The sequence below is a fragment of the Mycobacterium sp. 1165196.3 genome (genome assembly GCF_001673415.1).
Lineage (GTDB): Bacteria > Actinomycetota > Actinomycetes > Mycobacteriales > Mycobacteriaceae > Mycobacterium > Mycobacterium europaeum_A.
Genome location: NZ_LZLU01000168.1, coordinates 1 through 23,229, shown reverse-complemented (window position 1 = coordinate 23,229; position 23,229 = coordinate 1). Strand labels below are relative to the sequence as shown.

The following is a 23,229-nucleotide window of genomic DNA, read 5'->3' as shown; positions in this document are numbered from 1 at the left end:
TGGTGCATCGTCATACGCGCGGGTCATCGACTTAGTTCTTCCTCTCGTTGTGAGCGGTTGGGCCGCACGTCGCGGCCCTGCGATTGCTCGGATTCACCATCGTCTTGATGAGACACCCTGGCCGCCGGGATCGAAAGAGTGAACGTCGATCCGGTGCCCGGCTTGCTCCACACGCCGATGCTGCCGTTGTGGTTGGCCGCGACGTGCGGCCCAACCGCTCACAACGAGAGGAAGAACTAAGTCGATGACCCGCGCGTATGACGATGCACCATGCAGCGATGAGGAGGAATCGCGCCGATGACCAGTGTGCTGATCGTGGAGGACGAGGAGTCGCTGGCCGATCCGCTGGCGTTCCTGCTCCGCAAGGAAGGCTTCGAGGCCACCGTGGTGACCGACGGTTCGGCCGCGCTCGCCGAGTTCGATCGGGGTGGCGCCGACATCGTGCTGCTCGACCTGATGCTGCCCGGGATGTCCGGCACCGACGTCTGTAAGCAGCTGCGCGCGCGGTCCAGCGTGCCGGTGATCATGGTGACCGCCCGCGATAGTGAGATCGACAAGGTCGTCGGCCTCGAGCTGGGCGCCGATGACTATGTGACCAAGCCGTATTCGGCGCGTGAGCTGATCGCGCGCATCCGCGCGGTGTTGCGCCGCGGCGGTGACGACGATTCCGAGATCAGCGATGGCGTGCTCGAGTCCGGCCCGGTGCGGATGGACGTCGAACGTCACGTGGTCTCGGTCAACGGCGACACGATTACGTTGCCGCTCAAGGAGTTTGACCTTCTCGAGTATCTGATGCGCAACAGTGGCCGCGTGCTGACCCGCGGGCAGTTGATCGACCGGGTGTGGGGCGCCGACTACGTCGGTGACACCAAGACGCTCGACGTCCACGTCAAGCGGCTGCGGTCCAAGATCGAAGCCGACCCCGCCAACCCGGTACACCTGGTGACGGTGCGCGGGCTGGGGTACAAGCTCGAAGGTTAGCCCGCCGGTGGCGGACCGTCGGTGTCGAAGACGGTCCGCTCGTCGTCGTTGGCGCTCAACGTGATACGTCGATGCATGTCCGCTGTCATCGGCGGAAGGTCATCGAGGTCGAACCAGGCGGCGGCAGTGCTCTCGTCGTCGGCCGCAAAGGGCTCCCCGGACAGCCACTCCATCCGGAACACGTGATCCAGGTACTGGGCGTGGTCGCCGTTGGCGTGCACGGTCGGCCGGGTCACGTGCACCCACGCCAATCTCGTGGCCCGCGCGCTGACCCCGGTTTCTTCGCGCACTTCCCGAGCCGCGCAGTCGGCCGGATTCTCGCCGGGCTCCACGATCCCGGTCACGGCCGTCCACGCGCCATTGTCGGATCGCTTGACCAGCAACACCTTTCGGCCGCGGATCGTGACGGCGGTGATGCCCGACAACCACAGCGGCGCATGGCCGACGGCACGGCGAAGCTCGACGATGAAAGCGGGGACCGGCACCCACCGTTCTTAACACACCAGGGGATCTGACGGCATCGAGGCGGATTGGGAGCGTGCCGCAGCGAGACATCGGGTGATATTCGGGTTGGAATTGCGGACAGCAGCACCGACGCCTGCCCCAGACCCTCCGGGTGCAGCCGAGTTGGCTCGCGGCTGGATGCGCGGCAAATCTGGGCGTGGACGGGCGTCCTGGAAGGTTGACTCACCGCCAACCAGGCGGTGACGATCGGGTGTGCGGGCCCATCGATTACCGGCGATCGGGCCCGGCGGCACCGGCGGGGTGGGTGAGCGCCGGCAGCACAAGCGTATTGATGACCTGCCGGAGGAAATCGGCGTCGACGGTCTGTCCACTCACCGCCCGTAGCAGGCCCATCGCCACGATCACATCGGCGACCAGTAACCAATCGCGGTCGCCGGGGATCTCGCCGCGGTCGGCGGCCTGGGCGAGAATGGCTGACATCACGCGGCGGCCTTTGAAGAGAATCAAATCGTCGAGCGCAGAAGCCAAATCGGGGTCCTGGGCGGCTTCCAACCCGACGCGCAGGATCAGGTCGTTGGAGATCAGGCCGTCGTCGTTGCGGGCAGCGCGCTCGACGATTGCCTCCAGATCACCCGAGAGGCTGCCGGTATCGGGCGGGGCGTCGTCCAACAAATCCGGTCGCCAATAGACCAACGCGTCGGTGATCAGTGCGGTCTTGGATGTCCAGCGGCGATAGATGGCGGCTTTACCTACACCGGCCCGTGCGGCGATGTCGTTCATGTTGGTGGCGTCGTAGCCGTGTTCGGCGAGAATTTCCAAGGCCGCGTTGAGGATTGCGGGATCGCGTGACCGGTCCAGGCGCCCGTTGGTGCGTTGGCGCAGTTTGGACTGGGATTCGCCCCGAAACCCGGGTCGACCGGCCGTCGACGATGGTGTCGACAGCCGGCCAGAGGTTGGGTTGGCGCTCATGTCGTTGGGACGCGCGGGAGTGGCGCGGTGCTGTCGTCGGAATGCTGCCCGGGACGGGTCCTGTTCACGATTTTGAAGGTGTTCAGCGGCCACCAGAACCAGCGGCCGAGTGCCGCGGCGATCGATGGGGTCATGAACGCACGCACGATCAGCGTGTCGACGATCAGGCCGATGCCGATGGTCATACCGAGTTGGCCGATGACGCGCAGGTCGCTGACGATCATCGACATCATGGTGAACGCGAACACCATCCCGGCCGCGGTGACGACGCGTCCGGTCGCTCCCATGCCGCGGATTATGCCGGTATGGAGTCCTGCGTGGATCTCCTCTTTGAGGCGCGAGACCACGAGCAGGTTGTAGTCCGAGCCGACCGCCAGCAGGATCACTATGGACAGCGGGATCACGATCCATTGCACGCCCAAGCCCAGGATGTCCTGCCACAGCAGCACGGACAGCCCGCATGCAGTGCCCAGCGATGCGGCCACGGTACCGACGATCACCAGTGCTGCCACCAGACTGCGGGTGATCACCAACATGATCGCGAAGATCAGGATCATCGACGCGATGACAGCGATCATCAGGTCGGTCTTGACGCTGTCCTGCATGTCGGAATACATCGACGCCGTGCCGGCAAGCGAAACCTTCGCATTCGACAACGGGGTGTTCTTGACGGCGTCCGCGACGACACCTTTGAGGTCCCGGACGTGTGCGATGCCTTCGGTGGAGGCGGGGTCGCCCTGGTGGGTGATGATGTAGCGGACAGCTTTACCGTCGGGCGAGACGAACATCTTGAGGCCGCGGTTGAAGTCAGGGTTGTGGAACACATCCGGTGGCAGGTAGAAGAAGTCGTCGTTCTTGGCCTGGTCGAAGTATAGCCCGATCTCGGTCGCGCCTTTGGCCAGTTCCTGTTGCTGAGCCTGGGTGCCGGCCATGGTGCTGTGGGTCGCGATCATGAAGTCGCGCATTTTGGCCATCGAGCTGATGGTGTTCTGCAGCACCGGCAACATCTGCGGCAGCAAATGATCCAAACGGTCCAAATCGGTGGTGAGGCCTTCTATTTGGTCGGCGAGTGCGTCGATCCCGTCCAGTGTGTCGAAGATGGACCGCAGTGACCAGCAGATGGGGATGTCATAGCAGTGCTTTTCCCAATAGAAGTAGCTACGCAGCGGACGGAAGAAATCCTCGAAATCCGCAATGTTATTGCGCAATTCATTGGTGGTGTCCATCATCTCGTGCGTGCGGCCGACCATGCTGTGCGTGGTTTCGGTCATCTCCTTGGTCAGGGTGTACATGCGTTCCATGTTGGCGATCGTCCTGCTCATCTCGTCCGCCTGCTCGAGCATCTGAGCCGAGTTGTCGTTGTTGAACTTGGCGGACTGCAAGGTGCCGGCGTTTTGCGCACCGAGCATGAATGGGATCGAACTGTGCTCGATCGGCGAACCCAGTGGGCGCGTGATGGTCTGCACCCGATCGATGCCCCGCATGTGTGCCACGTTCTTGGCGACCCGGTCGATGACGAGCATGTCCGCGGGGTCGCGCAGATCGTGGTCGGCCTGCAGCATCAACAATTCCGGGTTCATCCGAGCCTGGGAGAAGTGCCGGTCCGCGACGCCCATCGCGAGGTTGGCCGGCATGTTGGCCGGAGTGAACTTCTGGTCGTTGTACTGCGGCACATAGGTCAGCAGGCTGATAAAACCGATGACAGCGACCATGGTGGTCACAAAGATGATCGGGATCGGCCACCGCACGACAGCGGTGCCCACCTTGCGCCAGCCCCGTGCCGAGAGATCACGTTTGGCGTCGAGCAACCCAAATTTGGACCCCACCGTGAGAATCGCCGGCGCCAGCGTCAGCGCCGCGGCGATGATCACCAAGACCGAAATCGCGCACGGCAAACCCATGGTGTTGAAGTACGGCAGCGTGGTGAAGCTCAGGCACATGGTGGCGCCGGCAATCGTCAAGCCGGAACCCAGAATGACATGCGAGACACCATGATAGGACACATAGAACGCCTCTTCGCGATCTAGGCCCTTCGATCTTTCCTCTTGATATCGGCCCAACAGGAAGATCACATAATCCGTTCCGGCGGCCAGAGCCAGCATGGTCACCATGCTCACCGCGTACGGGGTCAACCCGATGATTTTCAGATAACCCGCTGTGGCGGTAACCCCTTGCGCGGCAAACAGTTCCAGGCCGATGATGACCATGGACACCAGCATCGTCACGACCGAGCGGTAAATGGCGAGCAGCATCACGATGATGACGGCGACCGACACCAACTCCATCGTCGCCATGCTTTGATGCCCGGCGACGCTGGTATCGGCGTTGAGAACGCTGTTGCCGGCGACGTGGGCCTTGATGCCCGGCGGCGCCGGCACCGAAGCGACGATCTGACGAACAGCGGCCACGGACTCATGGCTCTCACTGGTGCCCTGCGAGCCGTTGAGGAAGATCTGCACGTAGGCGGACTTGCCGTCCACGCTCTGCGAGCCCGCCGCGGTCAGCGGATCACTCCAGAAATCCTGCACGTTCTGCACATGCTGGTGATCGGCCTTCAACTTGGCGACGATCTCGTCGTAGAACTTGTGCGCGGAATCGCCGAGCTTGTCCTTGCCCTCGAGCACGACCATCGCCGAAGAATCCGAGTCGTACTGCTGAAAGACCTTGCCGATATTCAACATCGCTTTATAGGACGGCGCATTGGTCGGACTCATCGGCACCGACCGGCTCGCCGCGACCTCATCGAGGGAGGGGACCAGCATGCCCAGGCCAATCGCCACGAGCACCCAGAACACGATGATCGGCAGCGAGAAGATCCGGACCATCCGTCCCAAGAACGGGCGATGGGGCTTCGATTCCTGGGTGCTCATACGGATTTCACCAAGCAGTAGATGAACGGTTTAACCAAATCGGTGCTCCTCCGGTCGTCGCGCACGTCGCCGTCGACGGTGACCCGGCATCGAAGGCCACTGACGTTGCGGTCACCCTGAGCCATGATGTTGGCCGACATCGACGGCAGCGTCGTCACGATCGTGAATGTCCAAGGCAGCGGCGTGTTTTCGACGAGATGGGGCTGACCGTTCTCATCGAGGTAGTTGAGGTTCGCGGTGCCCCCGGAACCGGTGATTTCGTACGTGATGTGCTTCGGGTTGAAGTTCGCGGTAATCCCAGACCCCTCCGCTGACTTCGGCGCTCGCGGTCCTCCGAACCCGTGAATACGCAGGATGGCATAAGCGCCGAGCGCGACCACGACCACCAGAAGCAACGGGATCCAGAAGCGCTTCACCAGCCGGTACACCACTGCATGCCCCCTAACCCCTTCGCTCGTTCATTCAAGACACATGGCAGTCAGTAGCCACGTCGTCCGCCGCAACGGAACCCGAGTTCCCTGACGGGACCGTAAAAACTTACCTCATAACCCGGCGGACTCCCTGCCAACGCGGGGGCGGCGGCATAACCGACGCCGGCCCCGGCTGCCTCAAACGGGGCGGCGAGAACGCCGAAGTCCCCCAACCACTCACCCGCGCGATGTCGTGGAAAGACGCTGTAGCTGCGGTAACCGCCGCCCTCACCGCGTGCGCAAGAATCCGGCCGACGCTGTGATTCAGCTCACCGGCGGTGTAGGTTGTGATCAAACCCATGGATGGGGGCAGTCAAATGGTCCGAAGGCAGAACCGTGCGGCGATCGCCGGGCCGTCTCCCGCCGCAGGGACGCTCATCACCGCTCACCGGCTGTGGGTAGGCCTGCTATTGATGCTCTTCATGGCGGGAGTCACCTCCACTTTTGTGGCCGCAGCGCTCGGGCAGGTGCTCGTGGCCATGATCATCGGCCTCATTACCGGCGCGTTCTTCGCAGGCATGGCCAGCTGATAGACAAGGCGTTTGTTACCGGCGTGGACCGCAGTCCACGACTTACCGGCGATGATCCTGAAAACGCGCGGCTACTCGGCGATGCGAGTGGCCGGGTGCACCGCGATGAGCCCTAACTTGCTGCGCCGCTTGCACATTGCCGCCAGCTCCGAGTAGGCCTTGGCGCCCAGCAGCTCGGTGAGCTCGTCGGCCAGGCTTTCCCACACCTGCTTGGCGCCGACGTGGGCGGCCGGGTCGCCGGTGCAGTACCAGTGCAGGTCGGCGCCACCGGAACCCCAACCGCGGCGGTCGTATTCGGTGACCCACGTCTTGAGGATCTCGGTACCGTCCGGCCGGGTCACCCACTCCTGGCTGCGACGGATCGGCAGCTGCCAGCAGACGTCGGGCTTCATGGTCAGCGGCGGCACGCCCAGCTTGAGGGCCTTGCTGTGCAGCGCGCAGCCGACGCCGCCCGGAAAACCCGGCCGGTTCAAGAAGATGCAGGCGTCTTTGTGCTTGCGGGTGCGGTACTGCGGTTGGCCGTCGTGCTCGTCGAGCTCTAGATAACCCTTGCGGCCCAAGCCTTTTTCGCGGAACTGCCAGTCGGCGTCGGTCAGCTTCTGCACCGCGTCGTCCAGGCGGGCGCGGTCGTCGTCGTCGGACAGGAACGCCCCGTGCGAGCAGCACCCGTCGTCCGGGCGGCCCTCCACCGTGCCGCGGCAGGCCGGAGTGCCGAACACACACGTCCACCGGGAGAGCAGCCAGGTCAGGTCCGCCGCGATCAGGTGTTCGGGGTTGTCGGGGTCGTAGAACTCCACCCATTCGCGGGCGAAATCCAGCTCGACCTCTTGTCCGGGTGCGGGGTGCGAATTCGCCACGCAGTCCACGTTAGACCACGATTCGGGCCATCCGAGTCGCTGACACTCGGACCCCGTATGGCCGTGATCACGGCGGGTTAGCCGGGTCGCGCAAAGCACCGCTGCTGCGGCTTCGTTAGTTTGTTTACGTGCGATTGGGCGTTCTCGACGTGGGCAGCAACACGGTGCATCTGCTGGTGGTCGATGCCCACCGCGGCGGTCACCCGACGCCGATGAGTTCGACGAAAGCCACGCTGCGCCTGGCCGAGGCGACCGACAGCGCCGGCAAGATCACCAAACGCGGTGCCGAGAAGCTGATCTCGACGATCGACGAGTTCGCCAAGATCGCCGACAGTTCGGGTTGTGCGGAGCTGATGGCCTTCGCCACGTCCGCGGTCCGCGACGCCGGCAACTCCGACGACGTGCTGAGCCGGGTGCGCAAGGAGACCGGCGTGGAACTGCGGGTGCTGACCGGCGTGGACGAGTCGCGGCTGACCTTCCTGGCGGTGCGCCGGTGGTACGGGTGGAGCGCGGGCCGCATCATCAACCTCGACATCGGCGGCGGCTCGCTGGAGATGTCCAGCGGCGTGGACGAGGAGCCCGAGGTCGCCTTGTCGCTGCCGCTGGGCGCCGGGCGGCTGACCCGCGAGTGGCTGCCCGACGACCCGCCCGGCCGGCGCCGGGTGGCGATGCTGCGGGACTGGCTCGATGCCGAGCTCGCCGAGGCCAGCGTGAACATCCTCGAGGCGGGTAGTCCCGACCTGACGGTGGCGACATCGAAGACCTTTCGGTCGCTGGCACGACTCACCGGCGCGGCGCCCTCGGGCGCCGGACCGCGGGTCAAGAGGACGCTCACAGCAAACGGCCTCAGGCAACTCATATCTTTCATCTCTAGGATGACGACCGCTGACCGGGCGGAACTGGAAGGAGTGAGCGCCGAGCGGGCACCGCAGATCGTTGCGGGCGCGCTGGTGGCGGAGGCAAGCATGCGAGCGCTGTCGATCGAATCGGTGGATATTTGCCCGTGGGCATTACGGGAAGGTCTCATCTTGCGCAAACTCGACAGCGAAGCCGACGGATCGGCCCTCATGGAGCCTTCGGTGCGTAATGCTGGAGGTCAGGTAGTTGATCGGAATCAGCACCGATCGAGAGGCGACAAACCATGACCGGACCGCACTCCGAAACCGAGAACCCGGGCACTCGGCCGATCTCGGTGGCCGAATTGCTGGCCAGAAACGGAACCATCGGTGCCCCGGCGGTCACCCGGCGGCGCCGCCGCCGGCGCGGCGACAGCGACTCAGTGACCGTCGCAGAACTGACCGGCGAAATCCCGGTGGTGCGCGATGACGAAGAAGCCGACCACGGCGCCACCGACTCGATCGAGGTTGCCGAGCCGGCTCCGGCCGAACCCGCTACCCAGGACGTCGTCGCCGAGCCGGTGACCGAAGACGAACCCAAAACCCCTTACTGGTCGGAGCCCGAGCCACGCTGGCCCAAGTCACCGCCGCAGCCCAAGCGGGCGCCGGGACCCGAGCGCAGCGAATATCCACGGCCGTTGCCCGACGCCGACCGACCCGGCTCGTCCCGCTCGTCCGTTAATGGCACCGGGCAGCCGGGGCAGGCCTCCGGGGCCGAGGGCATGAGCCCCGACCCCATGGACCACTACGCCGACGTCCCGGTGGACGTCATGGACTCCGAAGTGCGCGAGGCCGAGCCCGCGCTGGAGGACTCCGCGTACGTGCGCTCGTTCTTGCGGTCCGGGGATGCCGAGCTGGACGAGGACGCCGAGGGATCACTGGGCGCCGGGGTGCTGGGCGAGGAGCACCTCGATGACGACGGGCACGCGGACGCGGACCTGGATGCCCGCCCGGAGCACGGCAGATTCGACGCGCTGTGGCGCGGCGGCGTGGTCGTGTTGCAGTCGATGCTGGCCGTGGCGTTCGGCGGCGGGTTGTTCGTGGCCTTCGATCAGCTGTGGCGGTGGAACAGCCTGGTCGCGCTGGTGCTATCGGTGCTGGTCATCCTGGGCTTGGTGGCCGGGGTGCGGGTGGTGCGCAAGACCGAGGACATCGCCAGCACGTTGATCGCGGTCGCGGTGGGTGCGCTGATCACCCTGGGACCCTTGGCGCTGTCGTTGCAATCGGGTTAGCGGCAACCGTAAACAGTGCGCCCAGCCATCAAAGTCGGCCTTTCCACGGCTTCGGTGTACCCGTTGCGGGCCGAGGCCGCCTTCGAATACGCGGCCCGGCTCGGCTACGACGGCGTCGAGCTGATGGTGTGGGCCGAGTCGGTCAGCCAGGACGTCGCCGCCGTCGAGAAGCTGTCGCGGCGCTACCGCGTCCCGGTGCTGTCCGTGCACGCGCCGTGCCTGCTGATCTCGCAGCGGGTGTGGGGCGCCAACCCGGTGCCCAAACTGGATCGCAGCGTGCGCGCCGCCGAACAACTGGGTGCGCAGACCGTGGTCGTGCACCCGCCGTTTCGCTGGCAGCGGCGCTATGCCGAGGGTTTCTCCGAGCAGGTGGCGTCGCTGGAAGCATCCAGCGACGTGCTGGTCGCGGTGGAGAACATGTTCCCGTTCCGGGCGGACCGGTTCTTCGGGGCCGGCCAGTCGCTGGAACGGATGCGCAAACGCGGCGGCGGCCCCGGCCCGGCGATTTCGGCGTTCTCGCCCTCCTACGACCCGCTCGACGGCAACCACGCGCACTACACGCTGGATCTGTCCCACACCGCGACCGCGGGCACCGACTCGCTGGACATGGCCCAGCGGATGGGTAGCGGCCTGGTCCACCTTCACCTGTGCGACGGCAACGGCCTGCCCGCCGACGAGCACCTGGTCCCCGGGCGCGGCACCCAACCCACCGCCGAGGTGTGCCAGATGCTGGCCGGCAGCCAATTCGCCGGGCACGTCATCCTGGAAGTGTCGACGTCCAGCGCGCGGTCCGCCAACGAGCGCGAGGCCATGCTCGCCGAATCGCTGCAGTTTGCCCGCACGCACCTGCTGCGCTGACCAAGCCAGGAGAACCCAGACACCATGAGTGCGCTATTCACCACCGCGATGACGTTGCGGGAGGTCGGTTCCGGCGTCTTCGAGGGCGAACTCGACAAGCGCTGGACCATCGGCCCCAAGGTGCACGGCGGCGCGATGCTGGCGCTGTGCGCCAACGCCGCCCGCACCGCCTGCGGCGGCCAGTCGGACGGCGTCGAACCGGCCCAGCAGCCGGTCGCGGTGTCGGCGAGCTATCTGTGGGCGCCGGATCCCGGGCAGGTGCAGTTGGTGACGTCGGTGCGCAAGCGGGGCCGGCGGATCAGCGTCGTCGACGTCGAGCTGAACCAGGGCGACCGCACCGCGGTGCACGCCGTGGTCAACCTCGGCGAGCCCGAGCATTATCCGGTCGACGGTGCGGCCAGGCCGCTGCTGTCGGCCAACCCGGTGGCCGACCTGATGGCGCCCGAACCGCCGGACGACATCGAGCCGATCGGCCCCGGGCATCCGCTGGCCGGCCTCGTGCACCTGGGGGAGGGGTGCGACGTGCGGCCGGTGCTGTCGACCATGCAGCCCCGCACCGACGGGCGTCCGCCGGTGATCCAGATGTGGGCGCGCCCCCGCGGGGTGGCCCCGGACGCGCTGTTTGCGCTCATGTGCGGTGATCTGTCGGCGCCGGTGACGTTCGCGGTGGACCGCACCGGCTGGGCGCCCACGATCCAGCTGACGGCGTTTCTGCGCGGCCTGCCGGCCGACGGCTGGCTGCGCATCATCGCGACCTGCACCGAGATCGGGCACGACTGGTTCGACGAGGACCACACCGTCGTCGACAGCCTGGGCCGCCTGGTGGTGCAGGCCCGCCAGCTGGCATTGGTCCCTGCCGCTCGCTAGTGCGCGGGGTCTGCGATGCTGTCCGGCATGGCAAGAATCGCGATCATCGGTGGCGGCAGCATCGGGGAGGCACTGCTGTCGGGTCTGCTGCGGGCGGGTCGGCAGGTCAAGGACCTGGTGGTGGTCGAGCGGGTTCCGGAGCGGGCCAAGTACCTGGCGGACACGTATTCGGTGCTGATCAGCTCGGTGCCCGACGCGGTCGAGAACGCGTCATTCGTCGTGGTCGCGGTCAAGCCCGCCGACGTCGAGTCGGTGATGGCCGAGATCGCCCGCGCGGCCGGCGCCGCCGAAAGCGACACCGCCGAGCAGGTGTTCGTCACCGTCGCGGCGGGGATCACCATCACCTATTTCGAGTCGAAGCTGCCCGCCGGGACGCCGGTGGTGCGGGCCATGCCCAACGCCGCGGCCCTGGTCGGTGCCGGGGTCACGGCCCTGGCCAAGGGGAGGTTCGTCACCGCGCCACAACTCGAGGGCGTCTCGGCCCTGTTCGACTCGGTCGGCGGGGTGCTGAGCGTTCCGGAGGGCCAGATGGACGCCGTCACCGCGCTGTCGGGGTCCGGCCCGGCGTATTTCTTCCTGCTGGTCGAGGCCCTGGTCGACGCCGGCGTCGCGGCGGGTCTGAGTCGCGAAGTGGCTGCCGATCTGACCGCCCAGACCATGGCCGGGTCGGCCGCGATGCTGCTGGAACGTATGGACGCCGATCGGCGGCTGGGCGAGGCCGAGGCGCCGGGGCTGCGGGTGGACGCCACGGCAACGCAGCTGCGGGCGACGGTCACGTCGCCCGGCGGCACCACCGCGGCCGCCCTGCGTGAGCTGGAACGAGGGGGCCTGCGAGCGGCGGTCGACGCGGCCGTTCAGGCCGCAAAAATGCGCTCTGAGCAGCTAAGAATTACATCAGAGTAATCCAAGTTTTTTGAACTGATTGTCCCCCACCAGTACCAGTAACCCCATTAGTCCCGCTATTCTCCTCATGTAAGCACGTGTTGGTGCCAGCGGAGGGGAAGCCGCTGGCATGCGCGTGCCTGACACGATTGGGTTGCGATGACGTCTAGTAACGGGCCATCAGCGCGAGATGCTGCAGGTAAGCCACGGGACGCCAGTTCCGTTGACAGCCAGCAGGGCAGGACGCAGTTCCTCACCGTCGCCGAGGTGGCGGCGTTGATGCGGGTCTCCAAGATGACGGTGTACCGGTTGGTGCATAACGGCGAGCTGCCTGCGGTCCGGGTAGGCCGGTCCTTCCGGGTGCACGCCAAGGCCGTCCACGACATGCTCGAGACGTCCTACTTCGACGCCGGCTGACCTGAAACGTGCCGCTCGCGGGCGGCATTCAGGCTCCGCCGTGGCGCGGCGATCGGCCGACACCGGTTTGGTGTTCGGTGCGTTCCGCCGGGTAAAGTGTCCGGGTCCAATCTTTGAAGCAGGTCACGGTCAGATAGCGGAGTTCATGGGTTCAGTAATCAAGAAGCGGCGCAAGCGTATGTCGAAGAAGAAGCACCGCAAGCTGCTGCGTCGCACCCGGGTGCAGCGCAGAAAACTCGGCAAGTAACCCCGTCCGCGGCATAGTGCCGCCATCTCGCCCGGCCGCTAGGCTGTTCGGGTGGATCCGTCGAACGGGGAGAACACCGGGCCGGGCGACACCGCCGGCAACACGGTGCATTACCCCAAAATCGTGCTGGTCACAGGTGCCTGCCGGTTCCTGGGTGGCTACCTGACGGCCCGGCTCGCGCAGAACCCGATGATCAAAGGGGTCATCGCGGTGGACGCGATAGCCCCGAGCAAGGACATGCTGCGCCGGATGGGGCGCGCCGAGTTCGTCCGCGCCGACATTCGAAATCCCTTCATAGCCAAGGTGATTCGTAACGGCGACGTCGACACGGTGGTGCACGCGGCGGCGGCGTCCTACGCGCCGCGATCCGGCGGCACGGCGGCGTTGAAAGAGATCAACGTGATGGGCGCCATGCAGCTGTTCGCGGCCTGCCAGAAGGCGCCCTCGGTGCGCCGGGTGGTGCTCAAGTCGACGTCCGAGGTGTACGGGTCGAGCGCGCACGATCCGGTGATGTTCACCGAGGACAGCACCAGCCGCCGGCCTTTCCGTGACGGTTTCGCCAAGGACAGCCTCGACATCGAGGCCTACGCGCGCGGATTGGGACGGCGCCGGCCCGATATCGCGGTGACGATCCTGCGGTTGGCCAACATGATCGGCCCGGCGATGGACACGACGCTGTCGCGTTATCTGGCCGGGCCTTTGGTGCCAACGATGTTCGGCCGCGACGCGCGATTGCAGCTGCTGCACGAGCAGGACGCGCTGGGTGCGCTGGAGCGCGCGGCGATGGCCGGCAAGGCGGGAACGTTCAACATCGGCGCCGACGGAATCATCATGCTGTCGCAGGCGATCCGGCGGGCCGGCCGGATTCCTTTGCCAGTACCGGGATTCGGCGTTTGGGTATTGGATTCCTTGCGGCGCGCAAATCATTACAACGAGATCAGTCGCGACCAATTTGATTACTTGAGTTATGGCCGCGTCATGGATACCAGCCGAATGCGCTCAGAACTCGGCTTCCAGCCGAAATGGACGACGGCAGAAGCCTTTGACGACTACGTTCGCGGCCGAAGCCTGACTCCCATTATCGACCCGCATCGGGTACGCTCCTGGGAAGGTCGCGCCATATCCCTGGCCCAGCGCTGGGGTAGCCGAAATCCAATTCCGTGGGGTGGGGTCAGGTAGGTATCGTGGCGGGTGAAACCAGAGCGAATGTCATTCCACTGCACACTAATCGGGCTCGGGTAGCGGCGCGTCGGAGAGCCGATCAACGAGCCGAGTCAACTCGCCAACACCCTTCGTTACTTTCGGATCCTAATGGCCGCGCGTCGGCCGAGCAGATCGCCGCGGTGGTTCGCGAAATCGACGAACACCGCCGCGCCGCCGGCGCCTCGTCCGCCGACGCCCCGCTGAATGATCTGGCGCAGCGCGTCGCCGCCGTTGCCGGATTCCTGCGTCAACGAATCACCGGGGACTACAGCGTCGACGAGTTCGGCTTCGATCCGCACTTCAACAGCGCGATCGTGCTGCCGGTGTTGCGGCTGTTCTTCCGGAACTGGTTCCGGGTCGAGGTGAGCGGCATCGAGAACCTGCCGGCCGACGGCGCCGCGCTGGTGGTCGCCAACCACGCCGGCGTGCTGCCGTTCGACGGGTTGATGCTGTCCGTGGCCGTGCACGACGAGCACCCGGCGCGCCGCGAGCTGCGCCTGCTTGCCGCCGACATGGTGTTCGACCTGCCCATCGTGGGCGAGGCGGCCCGCAAGGCCGGCCACACCATGGCCTGCACGACGGACGCGCACCGGCTGCTCGCCGCAGGCGAGCTGACCGCCGTCTTCCCGGAGGGCTACAAGGGGCTGGGCAAGCGCTTCGAGGACCGCTACCGGCTGCAGCGGTTCGGCCGCGGCGGGTTCGTCACGGCGGCGCTGCGGACCAAGGCGCCGATCATCCCCTGCTCGATCATCGGGTCCGAGGAGATCTACCCGATGCTCACCGACGTCAAGCTGCTGGCACGACTGTTCGGGCTGCCGTATTTCCCGATCACCCCGCTGTTCCCGTTGGCCGGGCCGGTCGGCCTGGTGCCGCTGCCGTCGAAATGGCACATCACGTTCGGTGAACCGATCTACACCGACGACTACGCCGCCTCCGACGCCGACGACCCGATGGTCACCTTCGAGCTGACCGACCAGGTGCGCGAGACCATCCAGCAGACGCTGTACCGGCTGCTCGCCGGGCGTCGCAACATCTTCTTCGGCTGAGCCGCGCAAAAGGAAACGCCACCGCGGAAATCCGCGATGGCGTTGACCTTTGAGAAGCCGGCTACTTGACCAGGGTGAACTGGCAGACGTTGGTGTAGCCGTCCCGGAACAGGTCCGAGCAGCCGCGCAAGTACTTCAAGTAGATGTCGTAGGTCTCCTGCCCCTTCAGGGCGATCGCCTCCTCCTTGTGAGCCTCGAGGGCGTCCGCCCAGGCCGTCAGCGTCGGAACGTAGTTCTTGCCGATGAAGTGATGGCGCTCGATCTTGAAACCCGCGTCCGTCGAGTACTTGTCGACCAGGTCGACCTGGGGCAGCTTCCCGCCGGGGTAGATCTCCTTGAGGATGAAACTGATGAATCGCAGCAGGGTCATGTTCACCTGCAACCCGAGCTTCTTGCCCTCCTCGGCGTTGGGCACCACGATGCTGTGCAGCAGCATCCGGCCGTCGTCGGGCAGCAGGTCGTAGTACTTCTTGAAGAAGGTGGCGTAGCGCTCGTACCCGGCGTCACCCGCGCCGTCGGCGAAGTGCTCGAACGCCCCCAGCGACACGATGCGGTCGATCGGCACGTCGCCGGGGAACTCCTCCCAGCCCTGGATCCGGACCTCTTTGCGGCGGGGGCTGTCCATCTTGTCGAACTCGGCCACACAGTGGGCGTACTGGTTCTCGCTCAGCGTCAGTCCGATGACGTTGACGTCGTACTCGGCCACCGCGTGCCGCATTGTCGAACCCCAGCCGCTGCCGATGTCCAGCAGCGTCATGCCGGGCTCGAGGTTGAGCTTGTCCAGGGCCAGCTTGCGCTTGGCGTACTGCGCCTCTTCCAGCGTCTTGGTCAGATTCTGCGGGTCAGGATTCTCGTCGAAGTAGCCACAGCTGTAGGTCATCGACGGGTCCAGCCACAGCTTGAAGAATTCGTTTGACTTGTCGTAGTGGGATCGGACCGCTTCGACCGGCGGTTTGAGTTGCGTGCTTCCCGTTTCCCCCTGAGCAGTCATTTACAACGCCCCTAACTTTCCTGCGGATATGGATGCCACTGCCGCGGCGGTAGCTTCAACGTCCTCCTGGTTTGAGGACTCTCCCAACATCGTGACGACACTCGTGACGATCGGTTTACCATCGGCGTCGGTCACTTCGCTCCGGATCTCCGCAAGCACGGTGCCGTGGGACTCAATCACCGAGTCGAGGTAAGTGTCGAAGTACAGCCTATCGTGAGCCAGGATCGGCCGGTGGAACTTGAACTTCTGGTCGCGGTGGATGACCCGGGCGATGTTGATCGGAATGCTGAACTTGGTGAAGATCTCCAGCTGCACGCGGCGCCCGGCGATCGCGAGGAACGTCAGCGGCGCCACCATGTCCGGGTACCCAGCGTTCGCGGATTCACGCTCATCGAAGTGCGCGGGGTGGTCATCCTTGATCGCCAGGGCGAACTCACGGATCTTCTCCCGGCCGACCTCGAAGTAGTCCGGCGCGCGGTAATGGCTGCCGATCAGTCCTTCGGCTTCCTTGGGGGTCGTCATGGCGCAATGCCCTCCGTAATTGTGTCTGCGCGGCGCAGCCTATCAGCGTGATTGCCGCCGAGAGGCCAGCGCGGCCAGCGCACCACCGGCTGCGCCCAGCGCCAACGCCGAGGGCACCCCGATCCGGGCCGCCTTACGGGCGGTGCGGAAGTCGCGGATCTCCCAGCCGCGCTCCCGGGCCAGGGCACGCAGTCGGGCGTCGGGATTGATGGCGACGGCCGTGCCCACCAGCGACAGCATGGGCACGTCGTTGTAGCTGTCCGAGTACGCCGTGCAGCGTTTCAGGTTGAGCCCCTCGCGAATTGCCAGCGACCGCACCGCGTGCGCCTTGCCGGTGCCGTGCAGGATGTCGCCGACCAGCCTGCCGGTGAAGACGCCGTCGACCGATTCCGCGACCGTGCCCAGCGCGCCGGTCAGGCCGAGCCGTCGCGCGATGGTCGCGGCGAGCTCGTAGGGCGTCGCGGTGATCAGCCACACCTGCTGGCCGGCGTCCAGGTGCATCTGGGTGAGCTCGCGGGTGCCGGGCCAGATCTTGTCGGCGATGATCTCGTCGTAGATCTCCTCGCCCAGCGTGACCAGTTGTTCGACCGATCGGCCCTCGATGAAGGCGAGCGCCTTGCGTCGGCCGGCGGCCACATCGTTGCTGTTCTCCGTGCCGAGGATCTGAAACTTGGCCTGCGCGTAGATGAATCCGACGACGTCGCGGTAGGTGAAGTAGTTCCGCGTGGCCAGCCCGCGCCCGAAGTGCACGGCCGACGAGCCCTGCACGAGCGTGTTGTCCACGTCGAAGAAGGCGGCCGCGGTCAGGTCGATCGGCGGCTGAGGGCGATCCTCGGAGGCGGCGGCTTCCTGCATGCCCTCGATCGCGCGGGCGGCGCTGGCGTCCGCGGCCAGCGTTTCCGGGTCAACGTAACCGGTGTGGTCCGGGTTGACCGGGTCAGAGGAAGTCATCGCCAAACCTCCTAGATCGCTGTGGTGCCTGGCGACCCAGCGGGTGCCCGATCCCCAACCCTAACGGGCAGATGGCATGCGGGCGTTGACGTGTCCGCGGGCTGAGTATGAGGTAGGTGGCTCTCACCCTCGCTAGCGCGCGACCTGAGAGGTGATGCTGTCTGGCATATCTTGGGCTAAAGCCGCATTCAGGTCGTCGAGCGATAATGCGAGCACTTCCATATTGATTTGTTCCCCAGGCAAGGCAAAACCGTAGGAATTGAAGTCGTCTCGCCGAACGAATTTCTTCAGATGCTTTTCCGCAAACTCTCTCTTGAGTCCTGGGCTTTCGCGTAATATGAACTCGACAATGTCCTGCTCGGGCGACGCAACCTGTATGCGGGGATTGGGCCCACGGGCCTCCCATTTGACAGATAGTGTTTCTAAGCCCAGCCGATACCGGAGGGAATCGCCAATCTGTAAAATGATGTATTTTCCGGCGTCTTCAAACTGCGAGAACACCGCTTGAATATCTTCGGAGCGCTCTGCGGCTCTCTCGTGTAATAACGAGTGGACAACGCAAAAATGTTCATCTTGGGTAGGACCGATGATCCACGCGCCCCAATAGCCAGATTTGGCCCACGCAGGCCATTTTTTAACTTTGCCCGAATAGTCTGAACGGAAGTACAATCGGCCACCTTCCCAGTCGGGTTCGTCGTATGGCCCGCCACTCCCGGCCAGGTTGGCGACGGTACGCCACCTGTTGTAATTCGCAATCACCTCAGCCTCATTGTCGCGGGCACCTGGGCGATCATCACTCATATCGTCGAGCCTCTCATGACTTGGTCTAGCGCTATTCTAAGGCGAGATAACCGTTTTTAAGAAGAAAGTCGATCATCACAAACTGACCTTTAGCATTGACCACTACCCACTGAGTTCCGCCGCCCGGCCAGCCGAATGCTCCGGCGACTTTCCCGTATCTGACTTCCCAGCCTTCTGGTAATTCCTTACCGGTGCCGTGAAAAACATTGTAGTCGCCGGATGAGCCAGGAGCGAGGCTGCGTTGCGGATAACTGTCACCGACCGCACCCATAAATTCCCCCCGGTTGCCGCTGATCTCCCCAATCCTGTTCATCCTGGTGTCCGTTAGAATGTTGCGAGACGTTTCCCACTTTCCATCCGCGAAGCCGTCGTGCTTCGGCCAATCCCAAGTGTTTTTAATCGGATCCCAGTATTTGTTCAAGATGTCCTGGGCGCTCATTCCTTCGTAAGGGCTCTGCGCGGCTGATTCGGCGAGTTCTCGCGGGCATCCGTGCTCTAGAAGGTCCTTTACGAGCTGCTCGGGTGATTCGGCGAGCGCCAGCTGCGCTTGGTGCCATGGCGGCAAATCCGACGGGGCGGGGATTTCTGGCGGATGTCCGTCGGTGAGGTCGTCGGGAGGTTTGCCGTCGTGAGGTGGGTGCGAACTAGGCGGTTCATGCCCGTCGCCGGGCGGATGGCCGTCGCCGGGCGGATGGCCGTCGCCGGGCGGGTGGCCGTCACCGGGCAGGTGCGGACCCCCGCCATGCGGCTCTCCGGGATGGGCCGGGGGTTCACCGCCATGTGGCACATCACCCAAGCCGGGAGGGATCTCGACAGGGGGTCCACCACCCATCGGAACTGAAGGTGGTGTCGGTAGGTGCGGAGCCGCGGGGGCTGCGGGTACGGATCCGGGTGGAGGGCCGGCGTGCGGAGCCGGCGCAGCCGGAGGTTCGCCGGGAGCAGCCGGCGCGTGGGCGGGAACGGGTTCGGGCGGTTTCGATTGGGGTAGCGGTGTGTCGCCTGGAGGCGCGGCCACCGGGGCTTTACCGCTGGGCTCGCCCGGCGTCGCCGTCGGCTTGGGCGGCTCGGCGGCCGGCGGCTTTTCGACCGGAGGCGGCTTGGATTCGGTGGGGCTGTGCGGCAGCGGACCTTCGGTGGGTCCCGGCGCCGGTTTGCCCGAGGGTGCCGGTTTGCCCTGGGGTGCCGGCGCCGACTGGCCCGATCCCGGCGGCTTTGGCGCGGCAGGGGCTGGTTCTCCGGGTGGCTTAACTGTCGGGGGTTTGAGCTCGGGCGGCTTCTTTAGATCCTTCAGCGCATCTGCAGCACCGCGACCGAGCTTGCCGAGCTTGGAAAGCGGTCCGCCGGGTATCGGCAATGTCAGTACGTCGAAAGCGGTTCGGCCGAGTGCATCGAGAGGGTCAGTGCCCCACTCGTCCCAATGGCTGACTTGTTTGCCCAGCGCTTCCCATGACTCTAGCCAACCGGGGCCACCGTCGGGGCCGAGGCCGGTGAGCGACGCCGCCCCTTGGACCATCCCGCCAAGCTCTTTGCCGTATCCGATCGGATCGAGCACCGCACGGAACTGGCTGATCGCGAATAGCCCTTTGAGAGTTCCCCAGCCCTCTTTGCCGGCGCCACCAAGAATCTTTCCTAGCCCATGGAGGGCCGCCTTATTCAAGGCGACGAAGTGGTTCCACTCCTTGTCGGCCCAGTGGGCCATATCCTTCGCGGCGGTGGCGGCCGCCGACATGGTGGCCTTGATCTGGTCGGCGAGCGTTTCGGCTTCCTGGGAAAAGTTGTCGACCACCGTTTTGATGTCGTCGGCGATTCTTTTGATCTCGTCTTCGTCTTCGTCGGTGAGAAGGTCCCAAACCTCTTTGATGCCGGTCAGCGGATCGCAGATGCGCGACAACAGGTCCAGGATCGCCGCGTGCGCCTTGTCGATCTTGGCCGCGTAGCTATTGAGCTGCGCCGCGATCGTCTGGCATTGGCCCGCAACGCTGATGGCGGCACGAGAGGCGTCGGTCAACGCCTTGTTGATGGCGGTGCCTTCCGGAATCTGTTGCGCGGCAATGGCGGCCATGGTGCCGCCGCCGGCCGCGAACTCGGTCGTCATGAAGGTGGCACCCGCGGTCGTCCATGCCGCGGCGGCGGCGCGTAGTTTCGCCGAATCGCCCGTGGGCCAGATCATTCCGATATACGGCGCGACCCAACTCCAACCCGCCGGGACGCTGCTTCCGGCGCCCACCGCCGATGGCGGATGAGACGCCGCGGTCAGCGGCGCCGTCACCGGCGGCGTCGGCAGAGTTGCGGCGTGGCCCGTCACGTCCGACATCGCCTCGGCCAGCGCATAGTTGTGCGCCGACATCCGCACTCCGTCGCCGATGCTGGCCAACCCATTGCGGGTGCCGGTCATCGCCTCGATCACCTTGGCCGCTGCACCGTCGTACGCGCGGCCCAGCGCTACACCCACCGGATCGTCACCGGCCATGCCCGCCGTGTCGGCCAACGCCTTGGTCAACGTCGAGATCACCGAACCCAAGGAGACGCCGGTGGTCAGGACCGTGGCACCGGCTCGGTCTAGGGCAGTCGGGTCACACGCCAGCGGCGCCATTTAGTCACGACCACATACCGAGATTCGTCGACATTGCGCCGGTGTAGTTGCCGTGCGCGGCCGTGGCCACCTTCTCCAGTTGGGTCAGCGCCTGGCGCATCATCGCCTCGCCGCGAACCCAGTGCTGATGCGCCTCGGCGTGCGCCGCGGCGGCTTCGCCCGTCCACACTGCATGCAAACGCGTTACGCGCGAATCGATTTCGGCGATCATGTCTTCGGCATAGCGTTGGAACGCCGCCATCCGGTGCACCGCATCGGCCAGCGCCTGCGGATCCACCCGAAACGCCTCAGCCACCGCGCACCCCGCGCTCCGCCTGGGCGGATCCGGCCTCGTTGGCCTGATACGCCCCGCCGGCCTGGCCGACCAGGTGCGCCAGCATCGACAGCCCGAGCTCAACCTCGCGGGCGCCGTTGTGCCACAGCTCCCACGCGGATCCGTACGCACTGCCGGCCACACCCTGCCAACCGCCCAGCAGCTGGCCCACCTGGTCGTCGAGCTGGGACAGCTGGGCCGAAAGCTGCTCGGCCGCACCACCGAGCGAGGCGGCGGCACCCTGCATCACGACAGGATCGACTCGCAGCGTTTCGTCGGCCATTGTCGGAACATAACGCCTGGTAGATGGCCCCACAAGTCACCGATGCCACACTGGTGCCCATGACTGAGGCGACCGGCCGGCCACGGGTGGAGCTGCTGACCCGCGACGGGTGTGCCATCTGCGAGCGGGTGCACGCCCGGTTGGTCGAATTGGCCGCCGAGCTGGGCTTCGAGCTGTCGATGACCGACGTCGACGCGGCCGCCGCTACGGGCAACACCGCGCTGCGTGCCGAGTTCGGCGACCGGCTGCCGGTGATCCTGCTCGACGGCCGCGAACACAGCTACTGGGAGATCGACGAGCCTCGGCTGCGGGCCGATCTCGCCCGCTAACCGACCGGCCGTCGCCCGGTCGGCCGGCGGCGGGCCATTATTTGGTAGCCCAGCTGATAAACGATTACCTTGGACAGCAGTTCATTTACTGGAGGAAGCAAGGGAGCTGGCCAGGTGATGCTGCCGTGAGCGTCTTGCTCTTCGGGGTTTCGCACCGCAGTGCGCCGGTCTCCGTCCTGGAACAACTCAGCATCGACGAGGCCGATCAGGGCAAGATCGTCGACCGGGTGTTGCAGTCGCCGCTGGTGACCGAGGCGATGGTGCTGTCTACCTGCAACCGGGTCGAGGTCTACGCGGTGGTCGACGCGTTCCACGGCGGGTTGGCCGTGATCGGGCAGGTGCTGTCGGAACAGTCCGGCATGTCGATGGCCGACCTCACCAAATACGCGTACGTCCGGTACAGCGAGGCCGCCGTCGAGCACCTGTTCGCGGTCGCCAGCGGCCTGGATTCCGCGGTGATCGGCGAGCAGCAGGTGCTCGGCCAGGTCCGTCGCGCCTATGCCGACGCCGAGACCAATCGCACCGTCGGCCGGGTCCTGCACGAGCTGGCCCAGCGGGCCCTGTCGGTGGGCAAGCGGGTGCACTCCGAAACCGCCATCGACGCCGCCGGCGCCTCGGTGGTGTCGGTCGCCCTGAACATGGCCGAACGCCGGCTGGGCGGGCTGTCCGGTAAGTCGGCGGTCCTGGTCGGCGCCGGAGCGATGGGCGCCCTGGCCGCGGCGCACCTGTCCCGGGCCGGCATCGGGCACGTCCATGTACTCAACCGCTCGCTGTCCCGGGCCCAGCGCCTGGTCCGCAAGATTCGCGACACCGGGGTGCCGGCCCACGCCCTGCCGTTGGACCGACTGGCCGACACCCTGGCCGGCGCCGACGTGGTCGTCAGCTGTACCGGAGCGGTGACCCCGGTGGTCTCGCTGGCCGACGTGCACCACGCGCTGGCCGCCGCGCACCGCGACGAAGAGGCGAACCCGCTGGTGATCTGCGACCTGGGCATGCCGCGCGACGTCGACCCGGCGGTGGCCGGCCTGCCCGGCGTCTGGGTTGTCGACGTGGACCGCGTCCAGCACGAGCCCTCGGCCCACGCCGCGGCCGCGGACGTCGACGCCGCCCGCAACATCGTCGCCACCGAAGTTGCTGCCTATCTTGCCGGCCAGCGGATGGCCGAGGTCACGCCGACGGTCACCGCGTTGCGCCAGCGCGCCGCCGACGTGGTCGAAGCGGAGCTGCTGCGCCTCGACAACCGGCTGCCCGGGCTCGAGAGCGCCCAGCGCGAAGAGGTGGCCCGGACCGTGCGGCGGGTGGTGGACAAGCTGCTCCACGCGCCGACCGTGCGGATCAAACAGCTCGCCAGCGCGCCCGGTGGCGACAGCTACGCCGAGGCACTGCGCGAACTCTTCGAACTCGACCAGACCGCCGTCGATGCCGTGGCCGCGGGCGAATTGCCGGTCATCGCAAGCGGATTCGACGCGGGAACCCCGCAGCAAACCGCCGAGTAGCCGATTGGCGAACGTGATCCGGATAGGCACGCGGGGCAGCCTGTTGGCCACCACCCAGGCCGGAACGGTCCGAGACGCTTTGATCGCGCTGGGACACCCGGCGGAGCTGGTGACCATCACCACCGCCGGGGACCGGTCGTTGGCGCCCATCGAAGACCTC

The 23,229-nt window shown here is 65.8% G+C and carries 25 protein-coding genes and 2 pseudogenes; 14 read left to right on the top strand and 13 right to left on the bottom strand.

All coding sequences use genetic code 11. The features are described from left to right. Positions 1-23: 23 nt before the first annotated feature. Positions 24-218, bottom strand: a pseudogene (locus A5659_RS27125) (sensor histidine kinase); the annotation flags it as partial. A gap of 79 nt (positions 219-297) precedes the next feature. On the opposite strand from A5659_RS27125, the gene regX reads away from it, so the two are divergent. Continuing rightward, on the top strand, positions 298-981 hold the full coding sequence (gene regX / locus A5659_RS18120; RefSeq protein ID WP_007768263.1) for a two-component sensory transduction protein RegX: 684 nt from the start codon (positions 298-300) through the stop codon (positions 979-981). Here regX and A5659_RS18115 read toward each other — a convergent pair. From A5659_RS18115 to A5659_RS18100, 4 genes are all read right to left on the bottom strand, one after another. Further along, complete coding sequence (locus A5659_RS18115) at positions 978-1,466, bottom strand: NUDIX domain-containing protein (RefSeq protein WP_067183110.1); 489 nt, start codon at positions 1,464-1,466, stop codon at positions 978-980. The two genes, regX and A5659_RS18115, sit on opposite strands and share 4 nt — an antisense overlap. Positions 1,467-1,713: 247 nt before the next feature. Beyond that, entirely contained in the window at positions 1,714-2,388 is a 675-nt protein-coding gene (locus A5659_RS18110; protein ID WP_067183120.1) for a TetR/AcrR family transcriptional regulator, read from the bottom strand. 23 nt (positions 2,389-2,411) lie between these two features. After that, positions 2,412-5,285 (bottom strand): RND family transporter, encoded by a 2,874-nt coding sequence (locus A5659_RS18105; RefSeq protein ID WP_067183106.1) that lies wholly within the window; start codon positions 5,283-5,285, stop codon positions 2,412-2,414. Further along, a complete protein-coding gene (locus tag A5659_RS18100; protein WP_067183115.1) occupies positions 5,282-5,713 on the bottom strand; it encodes an MmpS family transport accessory protein in 432 nt (143 codons plus the stop codon). The genes A5659_RS18105 and A5659_RS18100 overlap by 4 nt, the downstream gene beginning before the upstream one ends. A 329-nt stretch (positions 5,714-6,042) precedes the next feature. On the opposite strand from A5659_RS18100, the gene A5659_RS18095 reads away from it, so the two are divergent. Beyond that, entirely contained in the window at positions 6,043-6,285 is a 243-nt protein-coding gene (locus A5659_RS18095; RefSeq protein ID WP_156749261.1) for a hypothetical protein, read from the top strand. A gap of 71 nt (positions 6,286-6,356) precedes the next feature. On the opposite strand, the gene A5659_RS18090 is transcribed toward A5659_RS18095, so the two are convergent. Next, complete coding sequence (locus tag A5659_RS18090) at positions 6,357-7,151, bottom strand: hypothetical protein (protein WP_067183098.1); 795 nt, start codon at positions 7,149-7,151, stop codon at positions 6,357-6,359. Positions 7,152-7,270: 119 nt separating this feature from the next. Here A5659_RS18090 and A5659_RS18085 point away from each other — a divergent pair, with 119 nt between their 5' ends. The 9 genes from A5659_RS18085 (at position 7,271) to A5659_RS18050 (ending at position 14,790) form a co-directional block, all read left to right on the top strand. After that, positions 7,271-8,287, top strand: a complete 1,017-nt coding sequence (locus A5659_RS18085) for a Ppx/GppA phosphatase family protein (protein ID WP_066859593.1) — start codon at positions 7,271-7,273, stop codon at positions 8,285-8,287. Beyond that, entirely contained in the window at positions 8,284-9,270 is a 987-nt protein-coding gene (locus A5659_RS18080; RefSeq protein WP_067183094.1) for a hypothetical protein, read from the top strand. Before A5659_RS18085 ends, A5659_RS18080 begins: the two co-directional genes overlap by 4 nt. Before the next feature lie 15 nt (positions 9,271-9,285). Beyond that, entirely contained in the window at positions 9,286-10,128 is an 843-nt protein-coding gene (locus A5659_RS18075) for a sugar phosphate isomerase/epimerase (protein ID WP_066881501.1), read from the top strand. A gap of 24 nt (positions 10,129-10,152) precedes the next feature. Then, positions 10,153-10,995: a thioesterase family protein gene (locus A5659_RS18070; RefSeq protein WP_067183089.1), complete on the top strand. Its 843-nt coding sequence runs from the start codon at positions 10,153-10,155 to the stop codon at positions 10,993-10,995. 27 nt (positions 10,996-11,022) lie between these two features. Then, positions 11,023-11,898, top strand: coding sequence for a pyrroline-5-carboxylate reductase (gene proC / locus A5659_RS18065; RefSeq protein ID WP_197498066.1), 876 nt, complete (start codon positions 11,023-11,025; stop codon positions 11,896-11,898). Between the two features lie 138 nt (positions 11,899-12,036). Further along, positions 12,037-12,294 carry a cell division/environmental response transcriptional regulator gene (locus tag A5659_RS18060; RefSeq protein ID WP_040629292.1) on the top strand — a complete coding sequence of 86 codons (258 nt, stop codon included), beginning with the start codon at positions 12,037-12,039 and terminating at the stop codon, positions 12,292-12,294. Positions 12,295-12,439: 145 nt separating this feature from the next. Next, complete coding sequence (locus A5659_RS27120; RefSeq protein WP_003402602.1) at positions 12,440-12,541, top strand: 30S ribosomal protein bS22; 102 nt, start codon at positions 12,440-12,442, stop codon at positions 12,539-12,541. Between the two features lie 51 nt (positions 12,542-12,592). After that, positions 12,593-13,720 carry an SDR family oxidoreductase gene (locus A5659_RS18055; protein WP_066859608.1) on the top strand — a complete coding sequence of 376 codons (1,128 nt, stop codon included), beginning with the start codon at positions 12,593-12,595 and terminating at the stop codon, positions 13,718-13,720. Beyond that, positions 13,702-14,790, top strand: coding sequence for a lysophospholipid acyltransferase family protein (locus A5659_RS18050; protein WP_197498064.1), 1,089 nt, complete (start codon positions 13,702-13,704; stop codon positions 14,788-14,790). The genes A5659_RS18055 and A5659_RS18050 overlap by 19 nt, the downstream gene beginning before the upstream one ends. Before the next feature lie 61 nt (positions 14,791-14,851). Here A5659_RS18050 and A5659_RS18045 read toward each other — a convergent pair whose 3' ends face one another. The 7 genes from A5659_RS18045 to A5659_RS18015 form a co-directional block, all read right to left on the bottom strand. Then, a complete protein-coding gene (locus A5659_RS18045) occupies positions 14,852-15,781 on the bottom strand; it encodes a cyclopropane mycolic acid synthase family methyltransferase (protein ID WP_066859614.1) in 930 nt (309 codons plus the stop codon). Next, positions 15,782-16,303: a MaoC family dehydratase N-terminal domain-containing protein gene (locus A5659_RS18040; RefSeq protein WP_067183083.1), complete on the bottom strand. Its 522-nt coding sequence runs from the start codon at positions 16,301-16,303 to the stop codon at positions 15,782-15,784. 42 nt (positions 16,304-16,345) lie between these two features. After that, positions 16,346-17,254 carry an HAD family phosphatase gene (locus A5659_RS18035; protein WP_066881505.1) on the bottom strand — a complete coding sequence of 303 codons (909 nt, stop codon included), beginning with the start codon at positions 17,252-17,254 and terminating at the stop codon, positions 16,346-16,348. 132 nt (positions 17,255-17,386) lie between these two features. Then, positions 17,387-18,055 carry a hypothetical protein gene (locus tag A5659_RS28590; protein ID WP_231997864.1) on the bottom strand — a complete coding sequence of 223 codons (669 nt, stop codon included), beginning with the start codon at positions 18,053-18,055 and terminating at the stop codon, positions 17,387-17,389. A gap of 31 nt (positions 18,056-18,086) precedes the next feature. Continuing rightward, the gene (locus A5659_RS18025; RefSeq protein ID WP_067183079.1) at positions 18,087-20,648 is read right to left on the bottom strand and encodes a TNT domain-containing protein; all 2,562 of its coding nucleotides are present in this window, start codon (positions 20,646-20,648) and stop codon (positions 18,087-18,089) included. A 4-nt stretch (positions 20,649-20,652) separates the two neighbouring features. Beyond that, positions 20,653-20,943, bottom strand: a complete 291-nt coding sequence (locus A5659_RS18020) for a WXG100 family type VII secretion target (RefSeq protein ID WP_067183076.1) — start codon at positions 20,941-20,943, stop codon at positions 20,653-20,655. Further along, positions 20,936-21,244, bottom strand: coding sequence for a WXG100 family type VII secretion target (locus A5659_RS18015; protein WP_067139447.1), 309 nt, complete (start codon positions 21,242-21,244; stop codon positions 20,936-20,938). Before A5659_RS18015 ends, A5659_RS18020 begins: the two co-directional genes overlap by 8 nt. A gap of 59 nt (positions 21,245-21,303) precedes the next feature. Between A5659_RS18015 and A5659_RS18010 the strand changes: the two genes are divergently transcribed. From A5659_RS18010 to A5659_RS27110, 3 genes and pseudogenes are all read left to right on the top strand, one after another. After that, complete coding sequence (locus A5659_RS18010) at positions 21,304-21,573, top strand: glutaredoxin family protein (RefSeq protein WP_066859639.1); 270 nt, start codon at positions 21,304-21,306, stop codon at positions 21,571-21,573. Between the two features lie 125 nt (positions 21,574-21,698). Next, complete coding sequence (locus A5659_RS18005; RefSeq protein WP_067183072.1) at positions 21,699-23,069, top strand: glutamyl-tRNA reductase; 1,371 nt, start codon at positions 21,699-21,701, stop codon at positions 23,067-23,069. 13 nt (positions 23,070-23,082) lie between these two features. After that, positions 23,083-23,229: pseudogene (locus A5659_RS27110) on the top strand (hydroxymethylbilane synthase); the annotation flags it as partial.

Bases quoted from the DNA above. Each gene is read 5' to 3' on its own strand.
- A5659_RS28590 (WP_231997864.1), bottom strand. From the start codon at position 18,055: ATGAGTGATGATCGCCCAGGTGCCCGCGACAATGAGGCTGAGGTGATT.
- A5659_RS18015 (WP_067139447.1), bottom strand. From the start codon at position 21,244: ATGGCCGACGAAACGCTGCGAGTCGATCCTGTCGTGATGCAGGGTGCC.
- A5659_RS18105 (WP_067183106.1), bottom strand. From the start codon at position 5,285: ATGAGCACCCAGGAATCGAAGCCCCATCGCCCGTTCTTGGGACGGATG.
- A5659_RS18025 (WP_067183079.1), bottom strand. From the start codon at position 20,648: ATGGCGCCGCTGGCGTGTGACCCGACTGCCCTAGACCGAGCCGGTGCC.
- A5659_RS27120 (WP_003402602.1), top strand. From the start codon at position 12,440: ATGGGTTCAGTAATCAAGAAGCGGCGCAAGCGTATGTCGAAGAAGAAG.
- proC (WP_197498066.1), top strand. From the start codon at position 11,023: ATGGCAAGAATCGCGATCATCGGTGGCGGCAGCATCGGGGAGGCACTG.
- A5659_RS18070 (WP_067183089.1), top strand. From the start codon at position 10,153: ATGAGTGCGCTATTCACCACCGCGATGACGTTGCGGGAGGTCGGTTCC.
- A5659_RS18080 (WP_067183094.1), top strand. From the start codon at position 8,284: ATGACCGGACCGCACTCCGAAACCGAGAACCCGGGCACTCGGCCGATC.
- A5659_RS18060 (WP_040629292.1), top strand. From the start codon at position 12,037: ATGACGTCTAGTAACGGGCCATCAGCGCGAGATGCTGCAGGTAAGCCA.
- regX (WP_007768263.1), top strand. From the start codon at position 298: ATGACCAGTGTGCTGATCGTGGAGGACGAGGAGTCGCTGGCCGATCCG.
- A5659_RS18035 (WP_066881505.1), bottom strand. From the start codon at position 17,254: ATGACTTCCTCTGACCCGGTCAACCCGGACCACACCGGTTACGTTGAC.
- A5659_RS18045 (WP_066859614.1), bottom strand. From the start codon at position 15,781: ATGACTGCTCAGGGGGAAACGGGAAGCACGCAACTCAAACCGCCGGTC.
- A5659_RS18010 (WP_066859639.1), top strand. From the start codon at position 21,304: ATGACTGAGGCGACCGGCCGGCCACGGGTGGAGCTGCTGACCCGCGAC.
- A5659_RS18040 (WP_067183083.1), bottom strand. From the start codon at position 16,303: ATGACGACCCCCAAGGAAGCCGAAGGACTGATCGGCAGCCATTACCGC.